The following is a 22913-nucleotide window of genomic DNA, read 5'->3' on the forward strand; positions in this document are numbered from 1 at the left end:
TTTTGAAATTGTTCGCCCGATGGCGGTTTACAGCTGCCAGCGATACCCCATGCCGTAGGCGGTTCCTATGGCATTAAATTCGGTGTCCAGCGCCTGGAACTTGCGCCTGATTCTTTTGACGTGAGAGGTGATGGTGTTGTCATCCAGCACTACGCGGGCCGCTTCCATAAGTTGGCTGCGGGATTTAACGTGACCGGGCCTTTTGGCCAGGGCGTGGACAATCCAGAATTCGGTCACGGTCAGGTCCACGGGTTGCTCATCCCAATGGCAATGGAGCCTGGAAATATCCAGCCATAGCTTTCCCTGAGTTAAGCTCTCGCCTTCATCGTTTTGATCTCGCAGCACGCTAACGCGGCGCAGTAGGGCGTTAATTCGCGCCTGCATATGGGGTAGGGAGATATCCTTGGTGAGGTAATCATCAGCCCCCAGGCGCAGTCCGGAAATAATATCCAGCTCTGAGTCCCTGGCGGTGAGAAATAATATTGGCAGGCTCGGTGCCATAGCGCGCAATTCCCGGCAGAGCTCAAAACCGCCCTCCACCTCGCTGCCCAGGCCAACATCGATCACGGCCAGGTCCGGCAGCCGCTGGCGAAAAGCATCCATGGCCTCAATCCTGGCGCTGTATAAATCGACCCGGTAACCGTGGCGGCGCAAAGCATCGCGGTAGTTTTCTGCGATAGCGCGTTCATCTTCGACAATGGCGATGGTTGCACTCATGACAAATCCCGACTTAATTCCTTTCTGGCGGAGAATCATGCACGAAGTTGCAGGGGTTAGGCAAAAAGGCGGGCGCAAGGCGCCCGCAAATACAACAGGGTTTCTATCAGCTTGGAGTTGCGTGAGTGGATTTGCGATCCACTCACGCTTATGTAGTGCGGCTTGAAGGCGAAGGGATATGCGGATTTGTTGTCCGCCGTGCCCCTTTAACTCAGAAGTTTCCCGCCATGGACTCCGGAAGGGAGAAGCGGATGTCGACGCGGCGCTCCATGGCGTAGGCGTCTACATCGCCTCGGGCTGCCTGGGAGTAGGTGGAGCCGAGTGCGCTGCGGCTGATTCTTGAGGCATCAACTCCCAGCGATACCAAAGCCTCTTCCACACTCAGGGCGCGTTGATCGGACAGTACATTGTTGTAGCCGTCGCTGCCGCGAGGATCTGCGTGTCCCTCCAGGTGAATTTGCAGGTGGGGGTGGCGCTTTAGGAAGTCAGCCATGGCACTCAGTTGGTGCATTTGGCCCTCCTGAAGCTCGTCCTCCCCAGTGGTAAACAGCATTTGGAATTGCAGTGAATCCAGGGCCAGTTGGCTGGCGTCGTTCGCGGACAGTTGAGCCGCATCCAATTGCTGTGCCAGGTTGCTGAGCTCTGCACGGCTCTCTGTCAGTTGTGTTGCCAGCATATCTGCCTCGTCTGCTTGCTTGATCTGCTCTCCGAGCCAGGCTCCGCCGAGTGCTCCGGCGATAAAGCCAACGGGCCCACCCAATGCTGCACCGGCAATTGCAGAGCCGGTAAAGACTGAGGCCTGCTTGGCCGGAGTCAAATTGGATTCGTTTTGTTCCTTAGCGTGGGCTCCGGTGGCAATCAGAGAACCCAGGGCGACGGCCATCACTACTTTTTTCATTGTTCTGCTCCTTAGCGGCTTTTCTTACTCGTTTGGGCCTGTTCTGTTGTGGCCCGTTTGAGTGTTATTAAAAAGCTCCAAGGAGGCGCTGGCGTGGCGCAGCTATGACCAACTGCGGCTCAATTGTGGCGAAATATGGCGATCGCTCCGAAACCCAGCTCAGAAGCTGGAAGGGGCTGGGCGACCGCAGTTATAGCAGGGGTGGATGGACAGACGGGGCTGGGGCCATCAACAGCTGCTATGTACCGCACAATTGCCAGAACCAGGGCAATAATCAAAGCACTAATGGTCATCCCTTTTCTCTCCGCACCACCAGCTCCTTGGGTGGCGCGACTAGCTCGCTCTTAGTATAGGCTCGCGGTCCCGCAGTCGCAGGGCCTCAGCTCTGTAGAGGAGCCCATATATCCCCAGGTTTTGGGGTAGACTTGCCGGCCAACAAGTTTCAACTTTCGCCAGGAGTCCGAGTTTTGTCGCAGTCATCCCCAGCTCAGGAACAGGCAGTCGAAAAATCTGGTGCTTCCAGATTGCTGCGGGGCAGCTCCGTGGTCGGTGCTGCCACTATGCTGTCGCGAGTGGCCGGGCTGGTTCGCGATGTGGCGCTGGCCCGCTTTGCCGGTGCGGGTGATGCTGCCGATGCCTTTTTTGTCGCATTCAAGATTCCCAACTTTTTTCGCCGTCTATTTGCCGAAGGTGCATTTGCCCAGGCCTTTGTGCCGGTACTGGCCGAATACCGCCAAAAGGGCGGTAAGGCGGCTGCGCGAGAGTTAAATGATCGGGTTGCGGGCGCCCTTGGCGGCGTACTTTTGTTGGTTACTCTGTTTGGTGTTCTCTGCGCTCCACTAGTTACGGGTATTTTTGCTTTTGGTTGGTGGTGGGACGGCAGTGAGCGTGAGAAGTTCGATCTCGCTACCGATATGTTGCAGATCACCTTTCCCTATTTAATGCTGATTTCCCTGGCGGGATTTACCGGGGCAATACTCAATACTTTCGATCGTTTTGCGATTCCGGCGCTAACCCCGGTGATGCTCAACCTGGTTTTGATTGCTGCGGCGACTGTTGCTACCAGCTGGTTTGATCCGCAAATTATGGCGCTGGCTTGGGGTGTCTTTGTTGCGGGGGTGGTGCAGCTGCTGTTTCAACTGCCTTTTCTCGCTCGTGAAGGTTTGCTGCCTAGCCCTAAGTGGGATTGGCAGCACAAAGGAGTGCGTAAAATTTTACGCCTGATGGCGCCGGCGATTTTTGGTGTGTCAGTGACCCAGATCAGCCTGGTGATGGACACCCTGCTGGCTTCATTCCTGCCCAGCGGCAGTGTTTCCTGGCTCTATTTTTCCGACCGCCTCACCGAGCTGCCCCTGGGAGTGTTTGGGGTTGCAGTGGCCACGGTAATTCTGCCGAGCTTGTCGCGTCAGCACACTGATGGAGACCCTCGCCGGTTCCGTCATACCCTCGACTGGGCTTTGCGCAGTGTCACGCTAATTTCCCTGCCCGCTTCTGTAGCCTTGGTGGTACTGGCTGAGCCGCTCCTGACAACCCTTTTTCAGTATGGGCAGATGCAGCCGCGCGATATGCAAATGGCCGCCTGGTCCCTGCGCGCTTATGCCATGGGGCTGTTGGCGTTTATGCTGATTAAAGTGCTGGCGCCGGGCTATTTTGCCCGCCAGGACACCTATACCCCAGTGCGTTTTGGCTTAATTGCTATCTCGGCCAAAATGGTGTTGAGCCTGCTGTTTGTGATACCGCTTAACTACTACTTCAAACTCGGCCATATGGGCCTGGCACTGGCTACGGCTTGTCAGGCCGCTATTAACGCCTGGTTGCTCTATAAGGGCCTGCGTCGAGATGATGTCTATAAACCTGAGGCTGGGTGGGGCACTTACCTGGTAAGGTTGCTTCTGGCGAATTTGGCGATGGTAGCGATTTTGCTCGGGGCCCTGCACTTGTGGTCACAGTGGAGTGAATGGGCCTGGTATGACCGTGCCTGGCGTATGGGTCTGATCGTAGCTGCGGGGGGAGCGACCTATCTGTCCGTTTTACTGGTTTCGGGATTGCGCCCCCGCCACTTCCGCGCCACAAGTTAGTTTATTAAGTGGGCATATCTGGATAAATATGGCCTCTGGCCGCCCAGTGGGAATCCGCTATACTGTGCGGCTCGATTTTATGAGGATGGGAAAATCGCTTTGGCCCAGGAGCGCGAACTAATTCGCGGGTTGCACAACCTGCGCCCCCGCCACCGGGGAAGCGTGGCGACAATCGGCTCGTTCGATGGTGTACACCTCGGTCACCAGGCGATTATTGCGCAGCTCAAGCAGCGCGCGCAGGAACATGATCTGCCCTCGGTGGCGATTATCTTTGAGCCCCAGCCACATGAGTTCTTCTCTGGGGAAAGGGCGCCCGCGCGTCTGATGCGCTTTAAAGAGAAGGTATTGGCGCTATTTGATGCTGGTGCCGACCGGGTGCTGTGCCTGCAGTTTAACGAGAAACTGCGCAACCTGAGTGCCGATGCCTTTGTGCGCCGTATTCTGGTGGACGGCCTTGGAATCCGCCATTTGGTGGTGGGAGACGATTTCCGCTTCGGCTGTGATCGCAGTGGCGATTATCAATTCCTTCAGGGCGCCGGGGCCGAAAATGGATTCACGGTGGAAGACACGGCTACGCTTGAGATTCGCGGAGCCCGGGTGAGCAGCACCCGCATTCGCGAAGCCTTGCAGCGGGGCGAGTTTGAGTTGGCCGAGGCCTTACTCGGACGCCCTTACAGTATTACCGGACGGGTTGCCCCCGGCCGCGCCTTGGGCCGGCAACTGGGTGCTCCCACAGCCAACGTGCGTTTGCACCGCTACCGCTCTCCGCTGGTTGGCGTTTACACCGTTCGCACCAAGGCCGCGAATGGAAGTGAACTCGCAGCTGGGCGGCCGGAAATTGACGGTGTTGCCAATGTGGGGTTTCGCCCAACAGTTGAGGGAGAGGGCGCCCGGCCACTACTGGAAGTCAACTTGTTTGATTTTGATGGCAACCTCTACGGGAAAGAACTAGCAGTAGAGTTTTGCCACAAACTTCGCAATGAAGAGAAGTTTGCCTCCCTGGAAATCCTCAAAGCCCGCATCGCTCAGGATATTGACGATGCTAAAGACTGGTTTGTGCAAAACCCTAAGGGGCACTAACCGGTGTATAGACGATGAATTATTCTCTACTAGAGCTGAAGTAGACATCCAATGACTGATTATAAAGTGACCTTAAACCTGCCTGAGACCGACTTTCCTATGCGCGGCAATCTGCCCCAGCGCGAGCCGGCTATTTTAAAGAAGTGGCAGGAAACCAAGCTCTACGAAAAAATCCGCGAAGCGCGGGCGGGGCGCGAGCAGTTTATCCTGCACGACGGTCCTCCCTACGCCAACGGGGATATTCACATAGGTCACTCGGTCAACAAGATTCTCAAAGATATTATTATCAAGTCGAAAACCCTGAGCGGTTTTGACGCCCCCTATGTGCCGGGCTGGGATTGCCACGGCCTGCCGATTGAGCACCGCGTCGAGAAAAAGATTGGCAAGGCTGGCGCAAAGGTGGATCACAAAACTTTCCGCCAGAAGTGTCGCGAGTACGCAGCCAAGCAGGTGGACGGACAGAAGAAAGACTTTATTCGCCTGGGGGTGTTCGGTGAGTGGGACAACCCCTACCGCACCATGGATTTCCAATTTGAAGGCGATATCATCCGAGCGCTTGGACGAGTGGTCAAAAATGGCCATTTGGCACGGGGTTTCAAGCCCGTGTACTGGAGCGTTGTGGGAGGATCAGCCCTGGCGGAAGCGGAAGTGGAGTATCAGGATAAAACCTCCTACTCCATTTACGTTTGCTATCCGGCGACGGAAGAGACATCCCTGGCTATCGCCGATGCGGCAGGTGGACACGCGGGTGAAGGCCCCCTATCTGTTGTTATCTGGACTACAACCCCCTGGACGCTTCCTTCCAGCCAAGCGGTTTCTGTCAATGCTGAGCTGGAATATGTTGTGGTGCAAACGGCTGAGCGCCGATTGCTCGTTGCCGAAGCACTCAAAGATGCCGTATTGGAGAAGGCGGGGCTCGAAGGTGAAGTGGTAGGCCGTATTCGCGGTGCCGCCTTGGAGCACCTGAAGCTAAACCATCCTTTCTACGAGAAGCAATTGCCGATGATCCTCGGCGACCATGTCACCACTGATGCAGGTACAGGCTGTGTACACACTGCGCCGGACCATGGTCCCGATGACTTCCAGGTGGGCAAGCGCTACGGCATCGATACCCTGAACTATATCGATGACAATGGCGTATACCGCGATATGGTACCGCTGTTCGCCGGTGAGCACGTCTACAAGGTGGACGACAAAATTGTGGCCTTGTTACAGGAGCGCGGAGTACTTCTGCACCAGGGTAAGATGGAGCACAGCTACCCCCACTGCTGGCGCACCAAGACGCCGCTTATTTACCGTGCGACTCCGCAGTGGTTTGTGAGCATGCAGCAGAATGACCTTCTGGAGAATGCACAGAAGGCTGCGGATGAAGTTCAGTGGATCCCCGGTTGGGGCAAGGCTCGTATCGATGCCATGCTCGATGGTAGTCCGGATTGGTGTATTTCCCGCCAGCGCACCTGGGGCGTGCCCATCGCTTTGTTTGTTCACAAAGAGACCCATGAAATCCATCCGGACACCCCCGCTTTGATGGACAAAGTGGCTGAAAAGGTCGATGCCAAGGGTATGGATGTCTGGTTTGACCTGGACCCGCAGGAGCTCCTGGGAGATGAAGCAGACCAATATCAAAAGGTAACCGACACCCTGGATGTCTGGTTCGATTCAGGTGTGACTCACTACGCCGTACTGGAGCGCCGCAACGGCCTGCGTTTCCCGGCAGATCTGTACCTTGAGGGCTCTGATCAGCACCGAGGCTGGTTCCAGTCTTCACTGAAGACCTCTATCGCCATCAACGATTGTGCCCCTTATAAGCAAGTGTTGACTCACGGTTTCACAGTAGATGCACAGGGACGGAAAATGTCCAAGTCCATCGGCAATACCGTTGCGCCACTGGATGTGATAAATAAGTTGGGTGCAGATGTACTGCGCCTCTGGGTCTCCGCCACTGACTTCAGTGGTGAAATGGCGGTTTCCGATGAGATCCTGAAGCGCACAGCGGACTCTTACCGTCGCCTGCGCAATACGGCTCGTTTCTTCCTGTCCAACCTGGCTGGGTTTGACCCGGAAAAAGATTTGTTGCCGGAGAGTGAACTTCTGGCGCTGGATCGCTGGGCGCTGGATAAGGCTGCGCGTCTACAGGATGAAATTATCGCGGCTTACGATAACTACCAGTTCCACCAGATCTATCAGAAGTTACATAACTTCTGTGTCGTGGAAATGGGTGGTTTCTACCTGGATATCATCAAGGATCGCCAGTACACCACCAAAGAGGACAGTACTGCACGCCGCTCTGCGCAAACTGCCCTCTATCATATTGTTCAGGCATTTGTTCGCTGGATTGCGCCTATCCTGAGCTTTACCGCAGAAGAACTGTGGCAGTTTATTCCCGGTGCCAAAGCGGACAGCATCTTTATTGAAGAATGGTATTCGCTGCCGAAGCTGCCCGCAGACTCGGTTAAAGGTGCGGACTATTGGGCTGCCATCGCCGAAGTAAAAACTGCAGTAAACAAGGTGCTTGAAGAGCAGCGTGGAGCCGGTGCTATTGGCGGCTCCCTGCAAGCGGCGGTGACTCTGTTCGCCGAAGATGACCTGCGCGAAAAGCTCCTGGAGCTCGAAGACGAGCTGCGCTTTGTATTGATTTGTTCCTCCACTTCTGTTCAGCCGCTCAGCGATGCTGCTGGTGCAGAATCCACAGAACTGGAAGGGTTGAAAGTCAGCGTAAGCAAAGTGGATTACCCCAAATGTGCGCGCTGCTGGCATTACCGTGCTGATGTAGGTGCAAATGTGGACTACCCGGATATTTGTGAGCGTTGTGTAGAGAATGTCGCAGGTGAAGGAGAGGTAAGGCACTATGCCTAATTCCAACCCTTTATGGGGACACCCCTGGCGCTGGTATTGGCTGGCGCTGGTAGTGGTTGCCCTCGATGTCGCCAGCAAAGTCTGGGCTGTGGATATGTTTATGCACGGCCCGTCGATGCAAATTATTCCCGGCTTGCTGCAATTTACTTATGCGGAAAACTACGGTGCTGCCTTTAGCTTCCTATCTGATGCTGGGGGGTGGCAGCGGTGGTTTTTCGGAATTATTGCCTTTGTATTTAGCGTTGTTGTCAGTGTTTGGCTATGGCGTTTGCCGGCAACAAAGCGCTGGGAGCCCTGTGCCCTGGCGCTGATTCTGGGGGGAGCCTTGGGCAACTTGTGGGATCGCGTGCTGCTGGGCTATGTAAGAGATTTTATTTCGGTTTATTACGGCAACTGGCACTTCCCGGTATTCAATGTTGCGGATATGGGAATTAGTATCGGCGCAGCAATGTTGGTTATTGAGCTACTTTTTTTTGCAGAAAAAGATAGTGGCAAAGCAAAAAATAACGTGGAAGTTTAACGAACTATGAGTAATGCCGTTATCGGTGAGCACTGCCGGGTGACACTGCATTTTAGCCTTAAATTGGACGATGGTACTGAAGTGGATTCAACCTTCAAAGGTGATCCCGCTTGCTTCAGTGTTGGTGATGGCAGTTTACTGCCGGGTTTTGAAAAGGCGCTTTTTGGTTTGAAGGCGGGTGATGAAGCCGAAATCGAGATACCGCCAGAGATAGGATTTGGCCAGCGTAACCCGGAAAACCTGCAAAAGGTAAGGCGGGATACTTTTTCTCCCGATATGGAGCTGGAACGCGGGTTGGTAGTCTCTTTTGATAATGGCAGTGGCGAGCTTCCTGGAGTAATCAGTGAGATTGGTGAGGATGATGTTACTGTCGATTTTAACCATCCGTTGGCCGGTCAAACCTTAAATTTCCATGTAAAAATTATTGCGGTGGACTCGATCCAATAGGGTCGGGTTCCCCCTTTGCAGCAAGTAGAGTACTGAAGTAGACATGCAAATCCGAATGGCTAACCCCCGGGGCTTTTGTGCCGGTGTTGACCGGGCAATTGATATTGTAAATCGCGCCCTGGATGTATTTGGTGCTCCAATCTATGTCCGCCATGAAGTGGTACACAATAAGTTTGTGGTGGAGAGCCTGAAAGAGCGCGGCGCAGTTTTTGTCGATGAACTCGATGAAGTGCCCGATGAGGTTATCGTTATCTTCAGTGCACACGGTGTTTCAAAAGCTGTGCAGCGCAAAGCTGAAGAGCGAGGCCTGCGAGTATTTGATGCTACTTGCCCGCTGGTTACCAAGGTGCATATTGAAGTGAGCAAGTTCAGCACAGACGGTGCCGAGTGCATACTTATCGGCCACGCCGGGCATCCGGAAGTGGAGGGCACAATGGGACAGTATGATAACTCTGCTGGTGGTGCCATTTACCTGGTCGAAGACGAAGAGGATGTTGCCAACTTAACTGTTAAAGACGAGAGCAATCTCGCCTATGTTACCCAGACAACTCTATCCATGGATGATACCGCTCGAGTAATTGACGCTCTGAGAGTACGTTTCCCTGAAATCCGTGGGCCTCGTAAAGATGATATTTGTTACGCAACTCAGAACCGCCAGGATGCCGTGAAACAGCTAGCTTTGGAAAGCGATCTGGTTCTTGTTGTCGGTAGTCCAAATAGTTCTAACTCCAATCGTTTGCGAGAACTTGCAGAGCGCTGTGGCGCTGATGCCAAGTTGATTGATGGTGCGGATGATATTGATGCTGATTGGCTAAAAGGTAAGTCGGCGATTGGAATTACTGCTGGAGCTTCGGCGCCTGAAGTTCTTGTGCAAGGAGTGATTCACCGGCTGCAACAACTAGGTGCAAGCCTTCCTGAAGAAATGGATGGAAGGGCTGAGAATATACGTTTCTCCCTACCTAAAGAGCTGCGCTAATCAGCAGCTCTACCCCCTTCCGGCTCTGACTAGCCCACTTATCGCTCCCCTCAATCCGTTTGTCGGCAAGCGGCAAAACTATCGATCCCATCGCTTACCTGCTCCCTGTAAACTGGTATATATACGCAGATAGAACGAATCCGAGAACTGAGTTTTCACTTTGCTTTCACATTGTTTGTGAACGATGAAACAGGTCTTTTTTTGTGTGAATTTTATACTGTCTGATTGCATACTTCAGAGAGCAATAGGTTTACTCTTTTTATGATGTAGAAATATCGCTCAGTATTTTTGGATTCTTTAAGGCATGGATTAATGAAAAATTTTAAATGTATCAAAGGGGTAACCCTTATAGAGTTAATGGCCACTGTTACTGTTTTAGGGATAGTTGTGGCTATCGGACTTCCTTCCTTTAATGCGTTAATTGAGCACAATCGCCTGGTAGCTATGACTAATGACTTGAATGGAACTCTTCAATACGCACGATCAGAAGCTGTGCGCCGAGGGGGCGGTGTAGAGATCACGTCTATCAATGATGATATAGAAAATGGCGTAATTATCTGGGTGGATGATGATGGAAATGATGCTTACACGGATGGTGAAGAATTAAGAATATTAAGAGTCGAACATGAGGATATTAGTATAGTTGCTGATGTTGCAGGAGCTGCTGTGACAGACTTGGAATTTAGCTTTAATGCTCATGGCGAAATCAGTCTCGGAACCACTTTGACATTAGACTTATGTGATAACCGAGCAGGTGATTATGGCCGTCAGCTGCAACTTCTTGTCTCTGGGGCTTTACGATTGAATACAGGTATAAACTGCCCATAGTAGGGGTATGTTAGAGGAGAAAAAGTTAAATGCTCAAGCAAAAAGGGGCAACCTTAATCGAAGTGCTTGTATCGGTATTGGTTCTGGCAGTCGGGCTATTAGGGCTGGCTGCAACGCAGGTGATGAGTTTGAAAAATGGTAATGGGGCTCATCATCGGTACATGGCTGCGCTAGCGGCACAGGAAATTATCGAACGTATGAGAGCGAATCCCACTGGGACTATCGATGGAGAATATGATGGTACTGTTGGTGGTTCAGGTGATGGTGGTAGCAGCTCGACCCCAGACTGTAGCAGTGCTTGTTCAGTAAGTGAATTAGCTGAGTTGGATTTGTATGAATGGGAACTGATCCTGTCTTCAAATTTACCTGCAGCCACAGGAACGATTGCTCATAACTCAGGTGAAGTGACAGTAACCATTTCTTGGAGTGAGCAGCATACAGGAGAAAATTACGGGGAATTAGATGGTGGTTTGGATGATGCCACATTTGAGATGATAGTGGAGCTTTAATAATGCAAGCTTTTAGTAATCAAAGAGGGCTATCATTAATTGAGTTAATGATAGGAATTTTATTAGGCTCTCTACTTTTACTTGGTGTTTTACAGATATTTCAAAGTAATAACGATACTTATCGTATGCAGGATGGATTCTCACGAGTGCAGGAGAGCGGTCGATTCGCAATAGATCTTTTGAGCAAGGAAATACGTCTTGCTGACTATTGGGGTTGTACACCAGATCAAGACAGTATTGAGAATAGGCTGGATACTACTGATGCTTTCTTAACCTCGATTGGTTCTGATGGAATTCAAGGGATTGATAATGCAAGTAGTCAAACAATTGGCTCAACGAATGTGCTGGATGGTAGTGATGTATTAATTCTTGGGGGAGTTGTCAATGCCTGCAGTGGCTCTGGACGTATGCTAGACCCAAGTGGTAGCGATTTGATTGTAAGCTCCAATTGTCCCGTAGAAGCCGGGGATATTGTCTTAGTTTCAACCTGTATTAACGGTGACATCTTTACCATAACGGATATCGATGGGGATATTGGTGATGGCGACCGAACCTTAGAGCATGAAGACGGTGCTATCGACAGCGATTGGGTTCAAAACCTGAGTGATACTCTTCAGGAAACCTATGGAGCAGACTCAGCTATCTTTTTGCCATATCAAAAAACCTACTTTATTGCTGAAAATACAGCTGGGACCAATTCTTTATTTGTAAGTGATGAGAATAATTCCGTCGAAGAACTAGTGCCCGGTATAGAAGATATGCAGGTTTCATATGGTCGAGATACAACCGGTAGTGGAATAGTTGATACCTGGCAAAGTGCAAGTTCGGATGCTGATGAAATGTCAGAAGTTATTGCTGTTAAATTGGAGTTATTGGTAGCTAGTGATAGCGATGCAAGTGTAAATAGTCAAACTATTAGCCGACTTGATGGTAGTGAAACTGAATATACGGACGGACGAATTAGAAAGCTATACGTTGCAACGGTAAAAGTACGCAATCGAGGTGATATGTAATGAGGGTAATCAGGTCGCAAAATGGCGCTGTGTTAATGGTTAGCCTGATAATTTTATTAATACTAACTCTGATTGGTATTTCAGGAGCTAGGGGTGTTTTGATGAGTGAGCGTATGACCTTTGCTTCCCGTGATGCCAAAGTGGCTCTCGAGGTGGCAGAGTCTGTTGCGCGTCGAGGTGAAGATTATATTGAGACACTGACAAACTTAGATGATTTTGGAACTACAGGTTGGCGGCGTACTGCAGGTGATGGTCCAGATGATTTATTTGATGGGAACACTTGGACCGATACCAACTCAGTAGAGCAAGAGGTATCTATGGAGGGGGTTGATGGTGAGGTCCTAACTGGTCGTATGTTTATCGAACTTGCAGGGCTTACTGAAGATGACACAAATGTTACGGATGTAGATCTGAGTGCAGGTTCTAATGCAAGCGACGGTGTAACTATTCAGGTGTTTAAAATTGTTTCTCGTGGCGTTGGGATAGGTGGTACAGAGAGAATCATTATCACTCTCTATGGTAAAGAAATATAAAAGAGTAAAAAAATGAATTTTTCGCTATCAAGTAAAGTCCGATTTCCATTGAAACCTATAGCTGCCGTTGTGTTGTTTTTTTGCGCTAGCAATGAGGCTTTTTCTGCACCGGGTGAGTTGTCTGATGTTCCACTTTATTCCCGCGGTTCAGCAGAGCCCAACTTGATGTTTGTGTTGGACTCTTCTGGATCCATGAATGAAATGGTTTTGCCGGTAGATGGCTATGATACTTCAGATCCTGCGGGGTCTAGCTGTAGCTCTCCAATATCAATGACGTACACATCAAACTCTTGTCGAGGCGGTGGTTCCTGTACACGTTATTATGATGACGTTGAATATCAAGTTGATACTTCCGATGGGAGTGTTGATATTAAATTAGTGGATAGAAATCGCGCAGAAAGTGAGTGGTTTACCTGGAATAGCAGCAGTAACTGTTTTGACGAAGACGAAAATTATTCTGCCTGGCTTTATGCTGCGAGCAGTAGCGGAGGGGGTAGCTATTATACTACAGGTTCTTCCTCAGGGTATTATAGAGAAACCGTTACTGGTCATTTCCTGAACTGGTTTTTCTCCAAAGAAAATAGTAGTGGAGGCTATGAGGCGGACGAATTTAAGGATGATGATGATAATGCAGCTCGTTCCAAAGTAGATATACGTCGAACCGATATTATGATTGGCGCTGCCCAAGAGTTAGTAAATGGGTTGGATGATGTACGTATTGGGTTGATGCAATTTAACAGTACTTCAGGAGCTAGATTACTTTTCGGGTTGGAAAGTCTAACGGATAGTAATCGAACAGATATTCTCGATATTATTGAGGATATAGATGCAAATGGTTATACCCCTCTTGCAGAGAGTTTTGCAGGTGTTGGGCGTTATTTTATTAGTGGCTATGAGGGAAATAATCTCACCTATATAGATTCTACTGGAGCAGAAACACAGGATCCCGGAGAGGATATATTTGTTGGTGCAACTTCTGGGAATAGTACAACCACGATACTTGATTGGAATAACATTAGTGCACCTGACAATACGATTGATGGCGGGGCTATCCAGTATTATTGCCAAAAGAGCTTTATGGTGGCTCTAACTGACGGTGAGCCCACAGAGGATAACAGCATCAGCGATGACTTAACCGGCTATGATTATGGTTGCTCCTCAAATAGTGGAGGCTGCACAAGTGATGAGATGGATGATGTCGTTAAGGCTCTTTACGATATTGATTTACGACCGGATTTGAAAAAGACTGATGGTGAAGAGGTTGTTAACAATATTACCAGTTACATCATTGGCTTTGCTGAAGATGGTTTGTCAGATACTGATCTGATGAAAAATGCTGGGGAATTAGGTGGCGGTGGTGTGTATACTGCAAGTAATGCTACTGAACTTCAGCTCACCTTTAACACTATTATAAATAATGTTCAGTCTATTGTTGGTAGTTCAAGCTCTGTATCATTTAACACTTCTTCACTCGAAGCAAACTCAGCCATATTTTCTGCAAGTTTTGACAGCAGTGCATGGTCAGGTGATTTAGAGGTTTGGTCACTTGATGATGAAGGAAATATCTCCTCTACTTCCTCGTGGCAGGCTAGCTCTGAGCTAGAGTCTATAAGCGCTGATAATAGAGTAATGCTTTCCTATCGTGGTGGTGCTGGTGTAGCTTTCACTGCGTCTGGGCTAGGCACTTCGGGAACAGATCATGCTGACGATTTAAATCTTGATATTCAATCCAACGCGGGGGTTGATGATGGCCGTGCCTCAGATCGTATTGATTATCTAAGGGGGGATCAAACTGACGAGGGAACTGAGGCAGGTGACTTCCGAGTTCGAGAAAGCCGCCTTGGTGATATTGTAAGTTCAACCCCAGTATATGTGGGGGAGCCCAGTTCGTCTTGGTCCGAAGCTGAATTTAGTGAAGCTTCCAGCTATGATAGTTTCGTTAGTTCAAACAGTAGCCGTACGCCAGTTGTTTATGTGGGGGCGAATGATGGTTTTTTACATGGCTTTAATGCGAATGTGAGTGGAGCTGACGCAGGTAAAGAATTAATTGCTTACTCCCCTGCAGCCTTATTAAGCACTACTGCAGATGAAGGTCTACATGCACTAAGCTCACAGTACTATACCCATAAATATTATGTTGATGGTACTCCTACCGCTTCCGATGCATATATTGATGGAAGCTGGGAAACAGTCCTTGTGGGTGGTTTAGGTGGCGGCGGTAAAGGGTATTATGCACTGAACATTACTAACCCCTCAGATTTTACCGAGGCGAATGCTGCCGATATTGTTATGTGGGAGTTTACGGATTCAGACAATAACAACCTAGGTTATACCTTTAGTCGACCTCAGATTGGTCGTATGTCAAATGGTGAATGGGCTGCGATATTTGGAAATGGATATAATAGTTCAACGGGTGATGCTGGCCTGTTTATCGTATATCTGGATGGTGAAGATAGTAGTGGTAATTCCCATATCTATATTTCAACAGAGACTGCCGACACCGATGACAAAAATGGGATGTCAACGCCAGCGATTGTCGACTCCGATTTGGACGGTACTATAGATCGTATTTACGCTGGAGACTTAAAGGGAAATATGTGGGCTTTTGATGTCTCAAAGACAGGAAGTTGGGATGTTGCTTCGTCAACTACTTCCCCATCGCCACTTTTTTCAGTTTCAGGAGAGGCAATTACTGGTGCTCCTCTCGTTGCAAGAAATACAGATAACTCTTCCGGCGCTTCCCCTAATTTATTGGTTGCATTCGGTACTGGGCAATACTTAGTAGACTCAGATACTAGTGATACTAACCCAGGTGGATTTTACGTTGTATCTGATAATGACGTATTTAATTTAGACACAGATAACTTGGAAGAACGCACTCTGACATCTGAGGTTCTTACCTTGGATGATGGAAGTACTACAATTCTGAGGACTGTGTCAGGATCAGAGTTTACCTGGAGTGATAAATCGGGTTGGTATATGCCTTTGCAAGAGGGTAGTACAGCAAGTCAGGATGGAGGTGAGCGTGTTATTACTCGGCCAGAACTACAGAACTATGTCTTATTTTTCAATACCCTGATCCCTACAGGACAAGTTTGTGCTGCCGGGGGCTATGGTTGGTTGATGTCGGTGGATGTTTGGACTGGCTTGGCTCCAGAGGACTCCGTTTTCGACGCAAATAATGATGGTGTAATTGATGAAGATGATTATGGTTATGTAGGTGAAATGCTCTCCGAAAGTAGTCCAAATGAATCAGGCTTCTTGGGTACTAAGCAGTATACCGGTACCAGTGATGGTGAGGTTCATGAGCGAGAGGTGGATTTTGGTGATGGAGATAGAGCCGGTCGCTTATCATGGGAAGAAATTACTCCAAATTAATGGCATTTGGTTAAAATATAGTGCCCGGCTTTGCCGGGCCATTCCAGGTATGAAAATAAATGAAAAATTATAGTGGGTTTACTTTAATTGAGTTAATGGTAGTGGTAGCAATTATTGGTATTATTGCTGGACTGGCTTGGCCTGCATATCAAAATCATATAGTTACTTCTCAACGCGCTGACGCTCAAGGAGCATTAATGAGTATGGCGCAAGCAATGGAGCAGCATTTTACACAGAACGGTTCTTATACTGGAGCTGCAGATGGGGGAGCAGATACTGGATCTCCTTCTATATTTTCTACAGAAGCTCCTCTCGATAGTAGTAATAAGACTTATGATTTGACCATTGAGAGCGCCGATGACTCTTCCTACACCATTCGGGCCACACCCAAAAATACTCAGGCTGGTGATGGGGTAATTGAACTCCGCTCTAGTGGCGTTCGTGCTTGGGATAGAGGAAATGACGGAGCCTTCGCTGATCCGGATGATTTGTGTTGGAGTTCTGTTTGTAACTAACACCTTTTACTGACAGGTTAATTCAACTCCACTACCATTTTCTACAATATTATTCCCATCTTTATCTTTTGCATAATAGGGTCTTCCAATAGCATTAAGAATGATAATCCATCCATACTCTGCCTCGCCACTCTCGGGGCAGAATGAAAAATTTCCACTTTGAGAAGGAGTGGTTCCCGTTGGCTTATAAATCAGGAACCCCTTATTATTAAACGCATTCCAGCTAAGAGAAGCTCCCTTTTCAGTTTGACCTAAATATCTGATTATTTGATCTTCTGAATCCAGCTTGCCATTGCCGTTTTCATCAGCAAATAATAAAGCTCCATCTGACCAGTCACTGGAGCACTCATTAGCTAATCTTTTCTTTGGGCAAAGTGTGAAACTGCGCTTCTCATTCAGCGCTCTGTTACGCATAAGTATAAGTAGTTCAAAAAGCTCTCTCTGTTTGACTTTGTTTTTATAGCGTTTAAAAAAGTCGTTAAAAGAGGGCAGGGCTATAGCTGTTAATACAGCAATAGTCATTATGCAAATGATTAATTCCATGAGGGTAAATCCAGCAAGGCGTTTCATTGTGCAAACTCCTTCGATTTGAATTTACACTAGAATACTATCTGGATTGCATATTCCAACTACATTAAATTACGGTACGACAGTTCCAACTATGACGAATCTAATTCTCAAGTCCAAGCTTTTTTAACCTATACCTAAGAGAGCGAAAGCTGATACCAAGCTTTTGGGCTGCAGCAGTTCGATTCCATCGTGTTTTAACTAAGGTTTCCTCGATAACTTCTTTCTCTATCCTTTGTAGGAATTCGTCCAGTGAATCGCTCTTGTTTGCGTTGAAGTTTTCTATGCTGGTGGTTTTTTCTGCCTGAGGTAGGGTAATGCTGCGCTTTTTATCTAAAGAGTTTTCTTGACTATTGTTACACTCAAGTAGGAGGTCTTCCTCTCGAATTATGTTTTGATCAGATAAAGTGAAAGCTCTTTCAAGAATGTTCTCAAGTTGTCTGACATTTCCTGGGAAGGAATAATTTTGCAAAGCAATCATAGCTTCATGTGATAAGGCTGGAGGGGTAAGCCCTGCGCTAGAGGCTATACGTTGCATAATGACATCAGTTAGTAGAGGGATATCTTCGGTCCTGTCACGAAGAGGAGGGACAGTAATTTCGATAACATTTATACGATAATAAAGGTCGTTTCGGAAACGCCCGCCTGTTACTTCTTCACTTAAGTCCTTGTGGGTTGCACTTAGAATGCGTGTATCTATTGATATTTCTTTGTTGGAGCCAATTGGTCGTATGGATTTTTCTTGAATTGCTCTGAGAAGCTTTACTTGCATTTCCAGAGGAAGGTCTGCTACTTCATCCAGAAAAAGGGTACCGCCCTCCGCGCTTTGCAGAAGGCCTTTATGATCTTTGTGCGCACCGGTAAAACTTCCCTTTTGGTGGCCAAAGAACTCACTCTCCATAAGTTCAGAAGGTATGGCACCGCAGTTTATCGCAATAAACGGATTTTCAGCTCTGGGGCTTTGTAAGTGGATAGAGCGAGCGGCTAACTCTTTGCCTGCTCCGGATTCACCACTAATGTAGATAGGGGCATCACTGCGGGCCACCTTGCTTATTTGCTTACGCAACTTACGTATATTAGCCGCCTCTCCCAGGAGGAGCTCTTTTTTAGAGTCACTCTGTTGTGGTACTTGATCGCTGTCTAAGCGAAGGGCGAGCTGTGCCAAATTTCGCAATCGTTCGAGATCTACTGGTTTACTAACGAAGTCAAATGCCCCGAGTTTTAGTGCTTTAATCGCTGTATCCATATTCCCGTGGGCCGTTATGACCGCTATGGGAAGTTCTAAATTAGGGGTCCCTTGAATGTATTCGACTAATTGTAAGCCGTCCCCATCAGGCAGGCGTAAATCGGTCAGGCAAAAACTATAGGTATGCTTGTGGAGTGCCTGTTTAGCTTCTGAAAGTGTTGCTGCTGTATGGCAGTCAACGTTCATCCTTTGAAGTGTGAGGCTGAGCAGATTACATATATCTGGTTCATCATCGACAACTAGTGCCAGTGGGCGCATTTTTATTCTATCTTTCTCGTTTCATTCACTTTATGCCAAAAAGGCATGAGATACGATTATGTCAGAAAATTTTCGTAAATAATGGTCTATTCAGCGGAAAAATTTTCTGCGCTAGATCAGTTCACCGCCATAGAGTGGGAGAATTCAAGTCTGAAACAACTTTTATCATCCTCACTTTGACAGTGATATAGGCTGATCCTGTTTGCTTCGCAAAGCTCTCGAGCGATGTATAGGCCAAGCCCGCTACCACCATTATCTGTAGTGAAAAAGGGCTCAAATACCTGATTCTTCAGATCAGAGGGGATACCACTACCGTTGTCTTTGACGTCCACCACAGAATAGCCCTTCTCGTTATTGTAGTAGGCATGTATGGCTGCATAGCGTGTCCCAGTTTCCATCTCTGAGTGACGGAGGGCATTATCGGTAAGATTTGTAATGACCTGAGATAATTGTGCAGAATCAAATGAAGCCGGCAAAAATTGATCTGGTAGATCTAGATCTACTTTATTGTTTAGAGTGTTACCAGCATTGAAATCGATAGTAAACTGTTGTAGCCAGTTACGAAGGTCGTGCTCCTCTGGGGAATTTGCTCGCCGCCTTGAAAGCTGCATTACGTTTTCAATGATCTGGTTTATGCGACGACTTTGTCGGCAAATAATATGCGTAAGGTGGAGATCTTCATCTGTGAGCTCTGTGGACTCTGATAATAGTTGAGCGGCGTGGTTGATAGCAGCGAGAGGATTGCGTATTTCATGTGCAATAGATGCTGTTAAATGGCCCAGTGATGCTAGTTTAAGCTTCTGTGCAGCCTCTGTAAGCTTTCTGTTGTCTTCAATAAAAATTAATGTGCTATCGCCACTCTTATGGCGTAGTTTAGCGAAACTGAGTTGTAGTTCGTCGTTATTGTCTGCCTGAATTAAAACACTTGCGGTACCATTTTGATCGCGCCAAGAGTGAACTTGACGATAGAGTTCAGAATTATGGCTTTCATCAGGAGCAAATTGACCACCTAGAAGTCGGGTTGCAGCTCTGTTGATCAGCTCTGGCTTATTGGATGGCCCCAAAACAAGTACGCCAGTATTCATCCTTTCAATAATCTGTTGTGCCAATCTTTGGAGGTGTGCTGCCTGGCGGCTTTGCTGGTCTGCCCGAAGGTTGGCTTTGTGAATACGTTCAGATAAATATTGAATTGCGCTGACTGTTACGAACATCAGTAAGCCAAGCCCTCCCGCAGAAACAATTTCCTGACTGGAGCCGGAGCCTGACAAAAGGTGAAACAGTTGGAGGGAAATTACCCCCAAGCTGGCTATGGCTGCAAAGAATACGCTCAATCGCCTATCCAATAAAATGGCACCGATTGAGCAACTGATCAAAAGCAGGTATCCCAGGCCGGAGTTCAGTCCCCCACTAGCCTCTATCAGCAATAGAAAAACCAGGATATCGCATCCCAAAATAATCCCGACTTGACTGCTATTGGTTTGATACGCTTTTTGGCGAAGAAAAAGTAACCAGGCGGTATTAAGCAGGGCATAGGAAGCAGCCGTATATATAAACAGTGTTGGTAAGTGCTCACCAAGAGAGCCCTCCCCAATATCTGAGAAAAATACCCCTAATAAAACCAAGGCTATTGCAACCCGATATATTGCGCTAATCCGCAAGAGTTCGTGGTGTTGTAAAGGGGATGTTTGGGAACTGCTCACTTTAGGTACCCGGTATTCTTGTTGTGGTGAGCCGCTGCTGTTGTTACTTCGATAGGGTTACAATAGCGGCCTGTCATGTCCGAGGTTCAATGATGTCTACTTTGCAGTTAGTGCTGGCACAAATCAATTCCCTGGTTGGAGATATTCCTGGGAATACCAAGCAGGTGATAGAAACTGCGCGCCGGGCGCATCGAGAAATGGGTGCTGATTTGGTACTCTTTCCAGAATTGACTCTGTGTGGTTACTCCCCCGAAGATCTGCTGTTGCGACCCAGTATGCAGATTCGTATTGATGCAGCATTGGATCAGCTGAAAGCTGCAGAATTGCCCTGTGCCATTGTTGTGGGTTATCCGAAGTTGCACGGTGGCAATATGTTCAATATGGCTGGTGTCATAGTCGAGGGACAGCTGATCGCTGAATATGCCAAGCAGAAACTGCCCAATTACCAAGTATTTGATGAAAAGCGTTACTTCAAGCCTGGCAAAGGTCCTTGTGTTGTAGATATTAAGGGAGTCCCTGTGGCTCTCAGTGTGTGTGAAGACATCTGGTATCCAGAGCCAATCAAGCAGGCGGTGGATGCTGGGGCCAAGTTGATTCTCAATATCAATGCTTCACCATTCCATCGGGGCAAAGCGCAACAGAGATTGGATTTGCTTTCCAGGCAGGCGAGGGGTGCCGGGGTACCAATTGCCTATGTTAACTGGTGTGGTGGGCAGGATGAGCTGGTGTTTGATGGCGGCTCCATCGTCGTTGATGCGGAAGGAGAGGTCTGTGCAAGGGCTGAGGAGTTCCGAGAGCAACTGCTGCCCGCTTCAGTATCTCTTCAGGGACAGAGCTTGACAGTGCTTCCTGCAGAAATAGCTTCTCCACTAAGTGATTTGGCCTCCGTATACCAAGCTTTGGTTCTCGGAGTACGTGACTACGTCAATAAGAATGGTTTCAATGGTGTTGTGCTGGGGCTGTCGGGTGGAATCGATTCGGCTCTGACTTTGGCGGTCGCGGTTGATGCGCTGGGTAAAGAGCGCGTCGAAGCTGTGATGATGCCATTTCGCTATACATCTGATCTCAGCAAGGATGATGCCGCTGATCAGGCGGAAAGAATGGGCGTCCACTACCGGGAAATCAGTATTGAACCCATTTTTGATTCCTTTATGGGGGCTCTCGCTGAGGAGTTTGCTGGTAGTGAAAGAGATACCACTGAAGAGAACCTGCAGGCTCGCTCCCGAGGGGTGCTTTTGATGGCTATCTCTAATAAAAAAGGAGCGATGGTCCTGACTACCGGTAACAAGAGTGAGATGGCCGTTGGTTACGCCACGCTATACGGGGATATGGTAGGGGGCTTCAATGCCTTGAAAGATGTCCCCAAGGTATTGGTATTCGAGTTGGCCCGTTACCGCAACACAATATCTGAAGTGATTCCTGAGACGGTGATTACCCGTCCACCCAGTGCTGAGTTGGCACCGGATCAAGTGGATTCCGATAGCCTGCCGCCCTACGAAGTTCTAGATCAAATTCTCAATCTCTACGTAGATCACGACCACAGTGCTGAGGCAATTATTCTGCGTGGGTTCCGCAGAGAAGATGTGGAGCGGGTAGTGAAACTGGTTGGGCGCAATGAGTACAAGCGGCGCCAAGCAGCTATTGGGGTGCGTATTTCTGAACGGGGATTTGGAAGGGATCGCCGTTATCCAATCACTAACGGCTGGAAGCTGGGTGAGTAGAAAGTTTTCCTGGAAGTAGAAACGGCGCCGAATGGCGCCGTTTCTACTTTAAATGACTGATTATAGAAGCTCTGGGGGAAGGGGAGTTTCATCCCGATTGTATTCGGGGTTATAGAGCTCGCGGCTATCGAAGCCTCGAGGGTCGGATTTCTCAAATAAGCCCAGAGTGACCCTGTGTACCAGACTGCGGCCGCTTGGGCCTTTGTAAAAATCGTAGTTAAAGGTGCCATCTTCGTTAAAGGCGGGGTGTTTTGGATAGTTGTTGCGCAGAACATCCAGGGCATTGGCCTCGAGTTCAGGCATTTCCATCAGGTGATAGCCTTGGACCATAACAGCCAGGGCGTCCGGAATGGCGGGGGTTTGCTGGAAGTTCTCCACAATGTAGCGACCGCGATTGGCTGCCGCCAGGTAGGCACCGCGCTTGAAGTAATAGTTAGCTACGTGAACTTCGTAGCGGGCCAGCAGGTTGCGCAGGTGGATCATGCGCTTTTGGGCGTCGGGAGCATAGCGGCTCTCGGGATAGCGGGCCATCAACTGGGAGAAATAGGCGAATGACTCTCTCGCTGAGCCGGGGTCGCGACTGGTCAAGTCGGTAGGCATAAAGCGTTCGAACAGACCGGTACCCTCAGTGAAAGAGGACAGGCCTTTCATGTAGTAGGCGTAGTCGACATTGCGATGCTGGGGGTGTAGACGGATAAAACGGTCTGCAGCGGCAATGGCTGCGTCATTTTCATAGTTGCGGTAGTAGGCGTAGATCAGCTCCAGCTGAGCCTGCTCTGCATAGTTGCCGAAGGGGAAGTTATCTTCCAGGGCGCGCAGGTTCCTGATTGCAAGGTCCCACTGGCTGGTTCGCAGCTGTCGCTGGGCCATTTCGTAGTATGCTTGCTCAGTACGAGCTCCGGTGGGTAGGCCCACTTCCGAATCATCTGTGTTGGCGCAGGCAACCAATATTGCGGACACCAAGGCCAGCCACAGCATTTTCCAGGTCTGCATAGCCCCTCGCTCTATCATTCTCACACTCTACCTTATTAAACTACCCACCAGTATTAACCTGGCGCGTCGGACATTTAACC

Annotated in this window: 20 protein-coding genes; 13 read left to right on the forward strand and 7 right to left on the reverse strand. The window is 48.9% G+C overall.

Annotation, left to right across the window (positions count from 1 at the left end; genetic code table 11):
- Window positions 1-27: 27 nt before the first annotated feature.
- The 3 genes from pdsR to BTJ40_RS22100 form a co-directional block, all read right to left on the reverse strand.
- Window positions 28-717 carry a proteobacterial dedicated sortase system response regulator gene (gene pdsR, locus BTJ40_RS02945; protein ID WP_108735148.1) on the reverse strand — a complete coding sequence of 230 codons (690 nt, stop codon included), beginning with the start codon at window positions 715-717 and terminating at the stop codon, window positions 28-30.
- Window positions 718-928: 211 nt separating this feature from the next.
- Window positions 929-1615 (reverse strand): OmpA family protein, encoded by a 687-nt coding sequence (locus tag BTJ40_RS02950; RefSeq protein WP_108731695.1) that lies wholly within the window; start codon window positions 1613-1615, stop codon window positions 929-931.
- A 119-nt stretch (window positions 1616-1734) separates the two neighbouring features.
- On the reverse strand, window positions 1735-1908 hold the full coding sequence (locus BTJ40_RS22100; protein WP_157953867.1) for a hypothetical protein: 174 nt from the start codon (window positions 1906-1908) through the stop codon (window positions 1735-1737).
- 174 nt (window positions 1909-2082) lie between these two features.
- Here BTJ40_RS22100 and murJ point away from each other — a divergent pair, with 174 nt between their 5' ends.
- The 12 genes from murJ (at window position 2083) to BTJ40_RS03010 (ending at window position 16348) form a co-directional block, all read left to right on the forward strand.
- Window positions 2083-3693 (forward strand): murein biosynthesis integral membrane protein MurJ, encoded by a 1611-nt coding sequence (gene murJ / locus BTJ40_RS02955; protein ID WP_108731696.1) that lies wholly within the window; start codon window positions 2083-2085, stop codon window positions 3691-3693.
- Between the two features lie 99 nt (window positions 3694-3792).
- Window positions 3793-4773 (forward strand): bifunctional riboflavin kinase/FAD synthetase, encoded by a 981-nt coding sequence (gene ribF / locus BTJ40_RS02960; protein WP_238152115.1) that lies wholly within the window; start codon window positions 3793-3795, stop codon window positions 4771-4773.
- A 51-nt stretch (window positions 4774-4824) separates the two neighbouring features.
- Complete coding sequence (gene ileS / locus BTJ40_RS02965) at window positions 4825-7629, forward strand: isoleucine--tRNA ligase (RefSeq protein WP_108731698.1); 2805 nt, start codon at window positions 4825-4827, stop codon at window positions 7627-7629.
- Window positions 7622-8149, forward strand: a complete 528-nt coding sequence (gene lspA / locus BTJ40_RS02970; protein ID WP_108731699.1) for a signal peptidase II — start codon at window positions 7622-7624, stop codon at window positions 8147-8149. Before ileS ends, lspA begins: the two co-directional genes overlap by 8 nt.
- Window positions 8150-8155: 6 nt before the next feature.
- Window positions 8156-8596, forward strand: coding sequence for a peptidylprolyl isomerase (locus tag BTJ40_RS02975; RefSeq protein ID WP_108731700.1), 441 nt, complete (start codon window positions 8156-8158; stop codon window positions 8594-8596).
- 43 nt (window positions 8597-8639) lie between these two features.
- Entirely contained in the window at window positions 8640-9572 is a 933-nt protein-coding gene (ispH, locus tag BTJ40_RS02980; protein WP_108731701.1) for a 4-hydroxy-3-methylbut-2-enyl diphosphate reductase, read from the forward strand.
- Between the two features lie 312 nt (window positions 9573-9884).
- Complete coding sequence (locus BTJ40_RS02985; protein WP_108735149.1) at window positions 9885-10400, forward strand: GspH/FimT family pseudopilin; 516 nt, start codon at window positions 9885-9887, stop codon at window positions 10398-10400.
- Window positions 10401-10429: 29 nt separating this feature from the next.
- Window positions 10430-10909, forward strand: coding sequence for a type IV pilus modification protein PilV (gene pilV / locus BTJ40_RS02990; RefSeq protein ID WP_108731702.1), 480 nt, complete (start codon window positions 10430-10432; stop codon window positions 10907-10909).
- Between the two features lie 2 nt (window positions 10910-10911).
- Window positions 10912-11922 (forward strand): PilW family protein, encoded by a 1011-nt coding sequence (locus tag BTJ40_RS02995; protein ID WP_108735150.1) that lies wholly within the window; start codon window positions 10912-10914, stop codon window positions 11920-11922.
- A gap of 35 nt (window positions 11923-11957) precedes the next feature.
- A complete protein-coding gene (locus BTJ40_RS03000) occupies window positions 11958-12455 on the forward strand; it encodes a PilX N-terminal domain-containing pilus assembly protein (protein ID WP_238152200.1) in 498 nt (165 codons plus the stop codon).
- Between the two features lie 12 nt (window positions 12456-12467).
- Entirely contained in the window at window positions 12468-15833 is a 3366-nt protein-coding gene (locus BTJ40_RS03005) for a pilus assembly protein (RefSeq protein ID WP_108731704.1), read from the forward strand.
- Window positions 15834-15892: 59 nt separating this feature from the next.
- Window positions 15893-16348, forward strand: coding sequence for a type IV pilin protein (locus tag BTJ40_RS03010; protein WP_108731705.1), 456 nt, complete (start codon window positions 15893-15895; stop codon window positions 16346-16348).
- A 6-nt stretch (window positions 16349-16354) separates the two neighbouring features.
- On the opposite strand, the gene BTJ40_RS03015 is transcribed toward BTJ40_RS03010, so the two are convergent.
- The 3 genes from BTJ40_RS03015 to BTJ40_RS03025 all read right to left on the reverse strand — a co-directional run bounded on the left by BTJ40_RS03015 (window position 16355) and on the right by BTJ40_RS03025 (window position 20119).
- A complete protein-coding gene (locus BTJ40_RS03015) occupies window positions 16355-16918 on the reverse strand; it encodes a GspH/FimT family pseudopilin (protein ID WP_108731706.1) in 564 nt (187 codons plus the stop codon).
- A 100-nt stretch (window positions 16919-17018) separates the two neighbouring features.
- On the reverse strand, window positions 17019-18419 hold the full coding sequence (locus tag BTJ40_RS03020) for a sigma-54 dependent transcriptional regulator (protein ID WP_108731707.1): 1401 nt from the start codon (window positions 18417-18419) through the stop codon (window positions 17019-17021).
- A 116-nt stretch (window positions 18420-18535) separates the two neighbouring features.
- Window positions 18536-20119, reverse strand: a complete 1584-nt coding sequence (locus BTJ40_RS03025; RefSeq protein WP_108731708.1) for a PAS domain-containing sensor histidine kinase — start codon at window positions 20117-20119, stop codon at window positions 18536-18538.
- A 92-nt stretch (window positions 20120-20211) separates the two neighbouring features.
- On the opposite strand from BTJ40_RS03025, the gene BTJ40_RS03030 reads away from it, so the two are divergent.
- The gene (locus BTJ40_RS03030; RefSeq protein ID WP_108731709.1) at window positions 20212-21840 is read left to right on the forward strand and encodes an NAD+ synthase; all 1629 of its coding nucleotides are present in this window, start codon (window positions 20212-20214) and stop codon (window positions 21838-21840) included.
- A gap of 60 nt (window positions 21841-21900) precedes the next feature.
- Here BTJ40_RS03030 and BTJ40_RS03035 read toward each other — a convergent pair whose 3' ends face one another.
- Window positions 21901-22851, reverse strand: coding sequence for an outer membrane protein assembly factor BamD (locus BTJ40_RS03035; protein ID WP_238152116.1), 951 nt, complete (start codon window positions 22849-22851; stop codon window positions 21901-21903).
- Window positions 22852-22913: the final 62 nt, after the last annotated feature.

Source organism: Microbulbifer sp. A4B17 (assembly GCF_003076275.1).
Taxonomy (GTDB): domain Bacteria; phylum Pseudomonadota; class Gammaproteobacteria; order Pseudomonadales; family Cellvibrionaceae; genus Microbulbifer.

Excerpts from the sequence above, each read along its gene's own strand:
- BTJ40_RS03035 (WP_238152116.1), bottom strand. The coding sequence starts at position 22,851 with ATGATAGAGCGAGGGGCTATGCAGACCTGGAAAATGCTGTGGCTGGCC.
- BTJ40_RS22100 (WP_157953867.1), bottom strand. The coding sequence starts at position 1,908 with ATGACCATTAGTGCTTTGATTATTGCCCTGGTTCTGGCAATTGTGCGG.
- BTJ40_RS03015 (WP_108731706.1), bottom strand. The coding sequence starts at position 16,918 with ATGAAACGCCTTGCTGGATTTACCCTCATGGAATTAATCATTTGCATA.
- pilV (WP_108731702.1), top strand. The coding sequence starts at position 10,430 with ATGCTCAAGCAAAAAGGGGCAACCTTAATCGAAGTGCTTGTATCGGTA.
- BTJ40_RS03030 (WP_108731709.1), top strand. The coding sequence starts at position 20,212 with ATGTCTACTTTGCAGTTAGTGCTGGCACAAATCAATTCCCTGGTTGGA.
- BTJ40_RS03010 (WP_108731705.1), top strand. The coding sequence starts at position 15,893 with ATGAAAAATTATAGTGGGTTTACTTTAATTGAGTTAATGGTAGTGGTA.
- BTJ40_RS02985 (WP_108735149.1), top strand. The coding sequence starts at position 9,885 with ATGAAAAATTTTAAATGTATCAAAGGGGTAACCCTTATAGAGTTAATG.
- lspA (WP_108731699.1), top strand. The coding sequence starts at position 7,622 with ATGCCTAATTCCAACCCTTTATGGGGACACCCCTGGCGCTGGTATTGG.
- ispH (WP_108731701.1), top strand. The coding sequence starts at position 8,640 with ATGCAAATCCGAATGGCTAACCCCCGGGGCTTTTGTGCCGGTGTTGAC.
- BTJ40_RS03000 (WP_238152200.1), top strand. The coding sequence starts at position 11,958 with ATGGTTAGCCTGATAATTTTATTAATACTAACTCTGATTGGTATTTCA.
- BTJ40_RS03005 (WP_108731704.1), top strand. The coding sequence starts at position 12,468 with ATGAATTTTTCGCTATCAAGTAAAGTCCGATTTCCATTGAAACCTATA.
- pdsR (WP_108735148.1), bottom strand. The coding sequence starts at position 717 with ATGAGTGCAACCATCGCCATTGTCGAAGATGAACGCGCTATCGCAGAA.
- BTJ40_RS02975 (WP_108731700.1), top strand. The coding sequence starts at position 8,156 with ATGAGTAATGCCGTTATCGGTGAGCACTGCCGGGTGACACTGCATTTT.
- BTJ40_RS03020 (WP_108731707.1), bottom strand. The coding sequence starts at position 18,419 with ATGCGCCCACTGGCACTAGTTGTCGATGATGAACCAGATATATGTAAT.
- ileS (WP_108731698.1), top strand. The coding sequence starts at position 4,825 with ATGACTGATTATAAAGTGACCTTAAACCTGCCTGAGACCGACTTTCCT.
- BTJ40_RS02995 (WP_108735150.1), top strand. The coding sequence starts at position 10,912 with ATGCAAGCTTTTAGTAATCAAAGAGGGCTATCATTAATTGAGTTAATG.
- BTJ40_RS02950 (WP_108731695.1), bottom strand. The coding sequence starts at position 1,615 with ATGAAAAAAGTAGTGATGGCCGTCGCCCTGGGTTCTCTGATTGCCACC.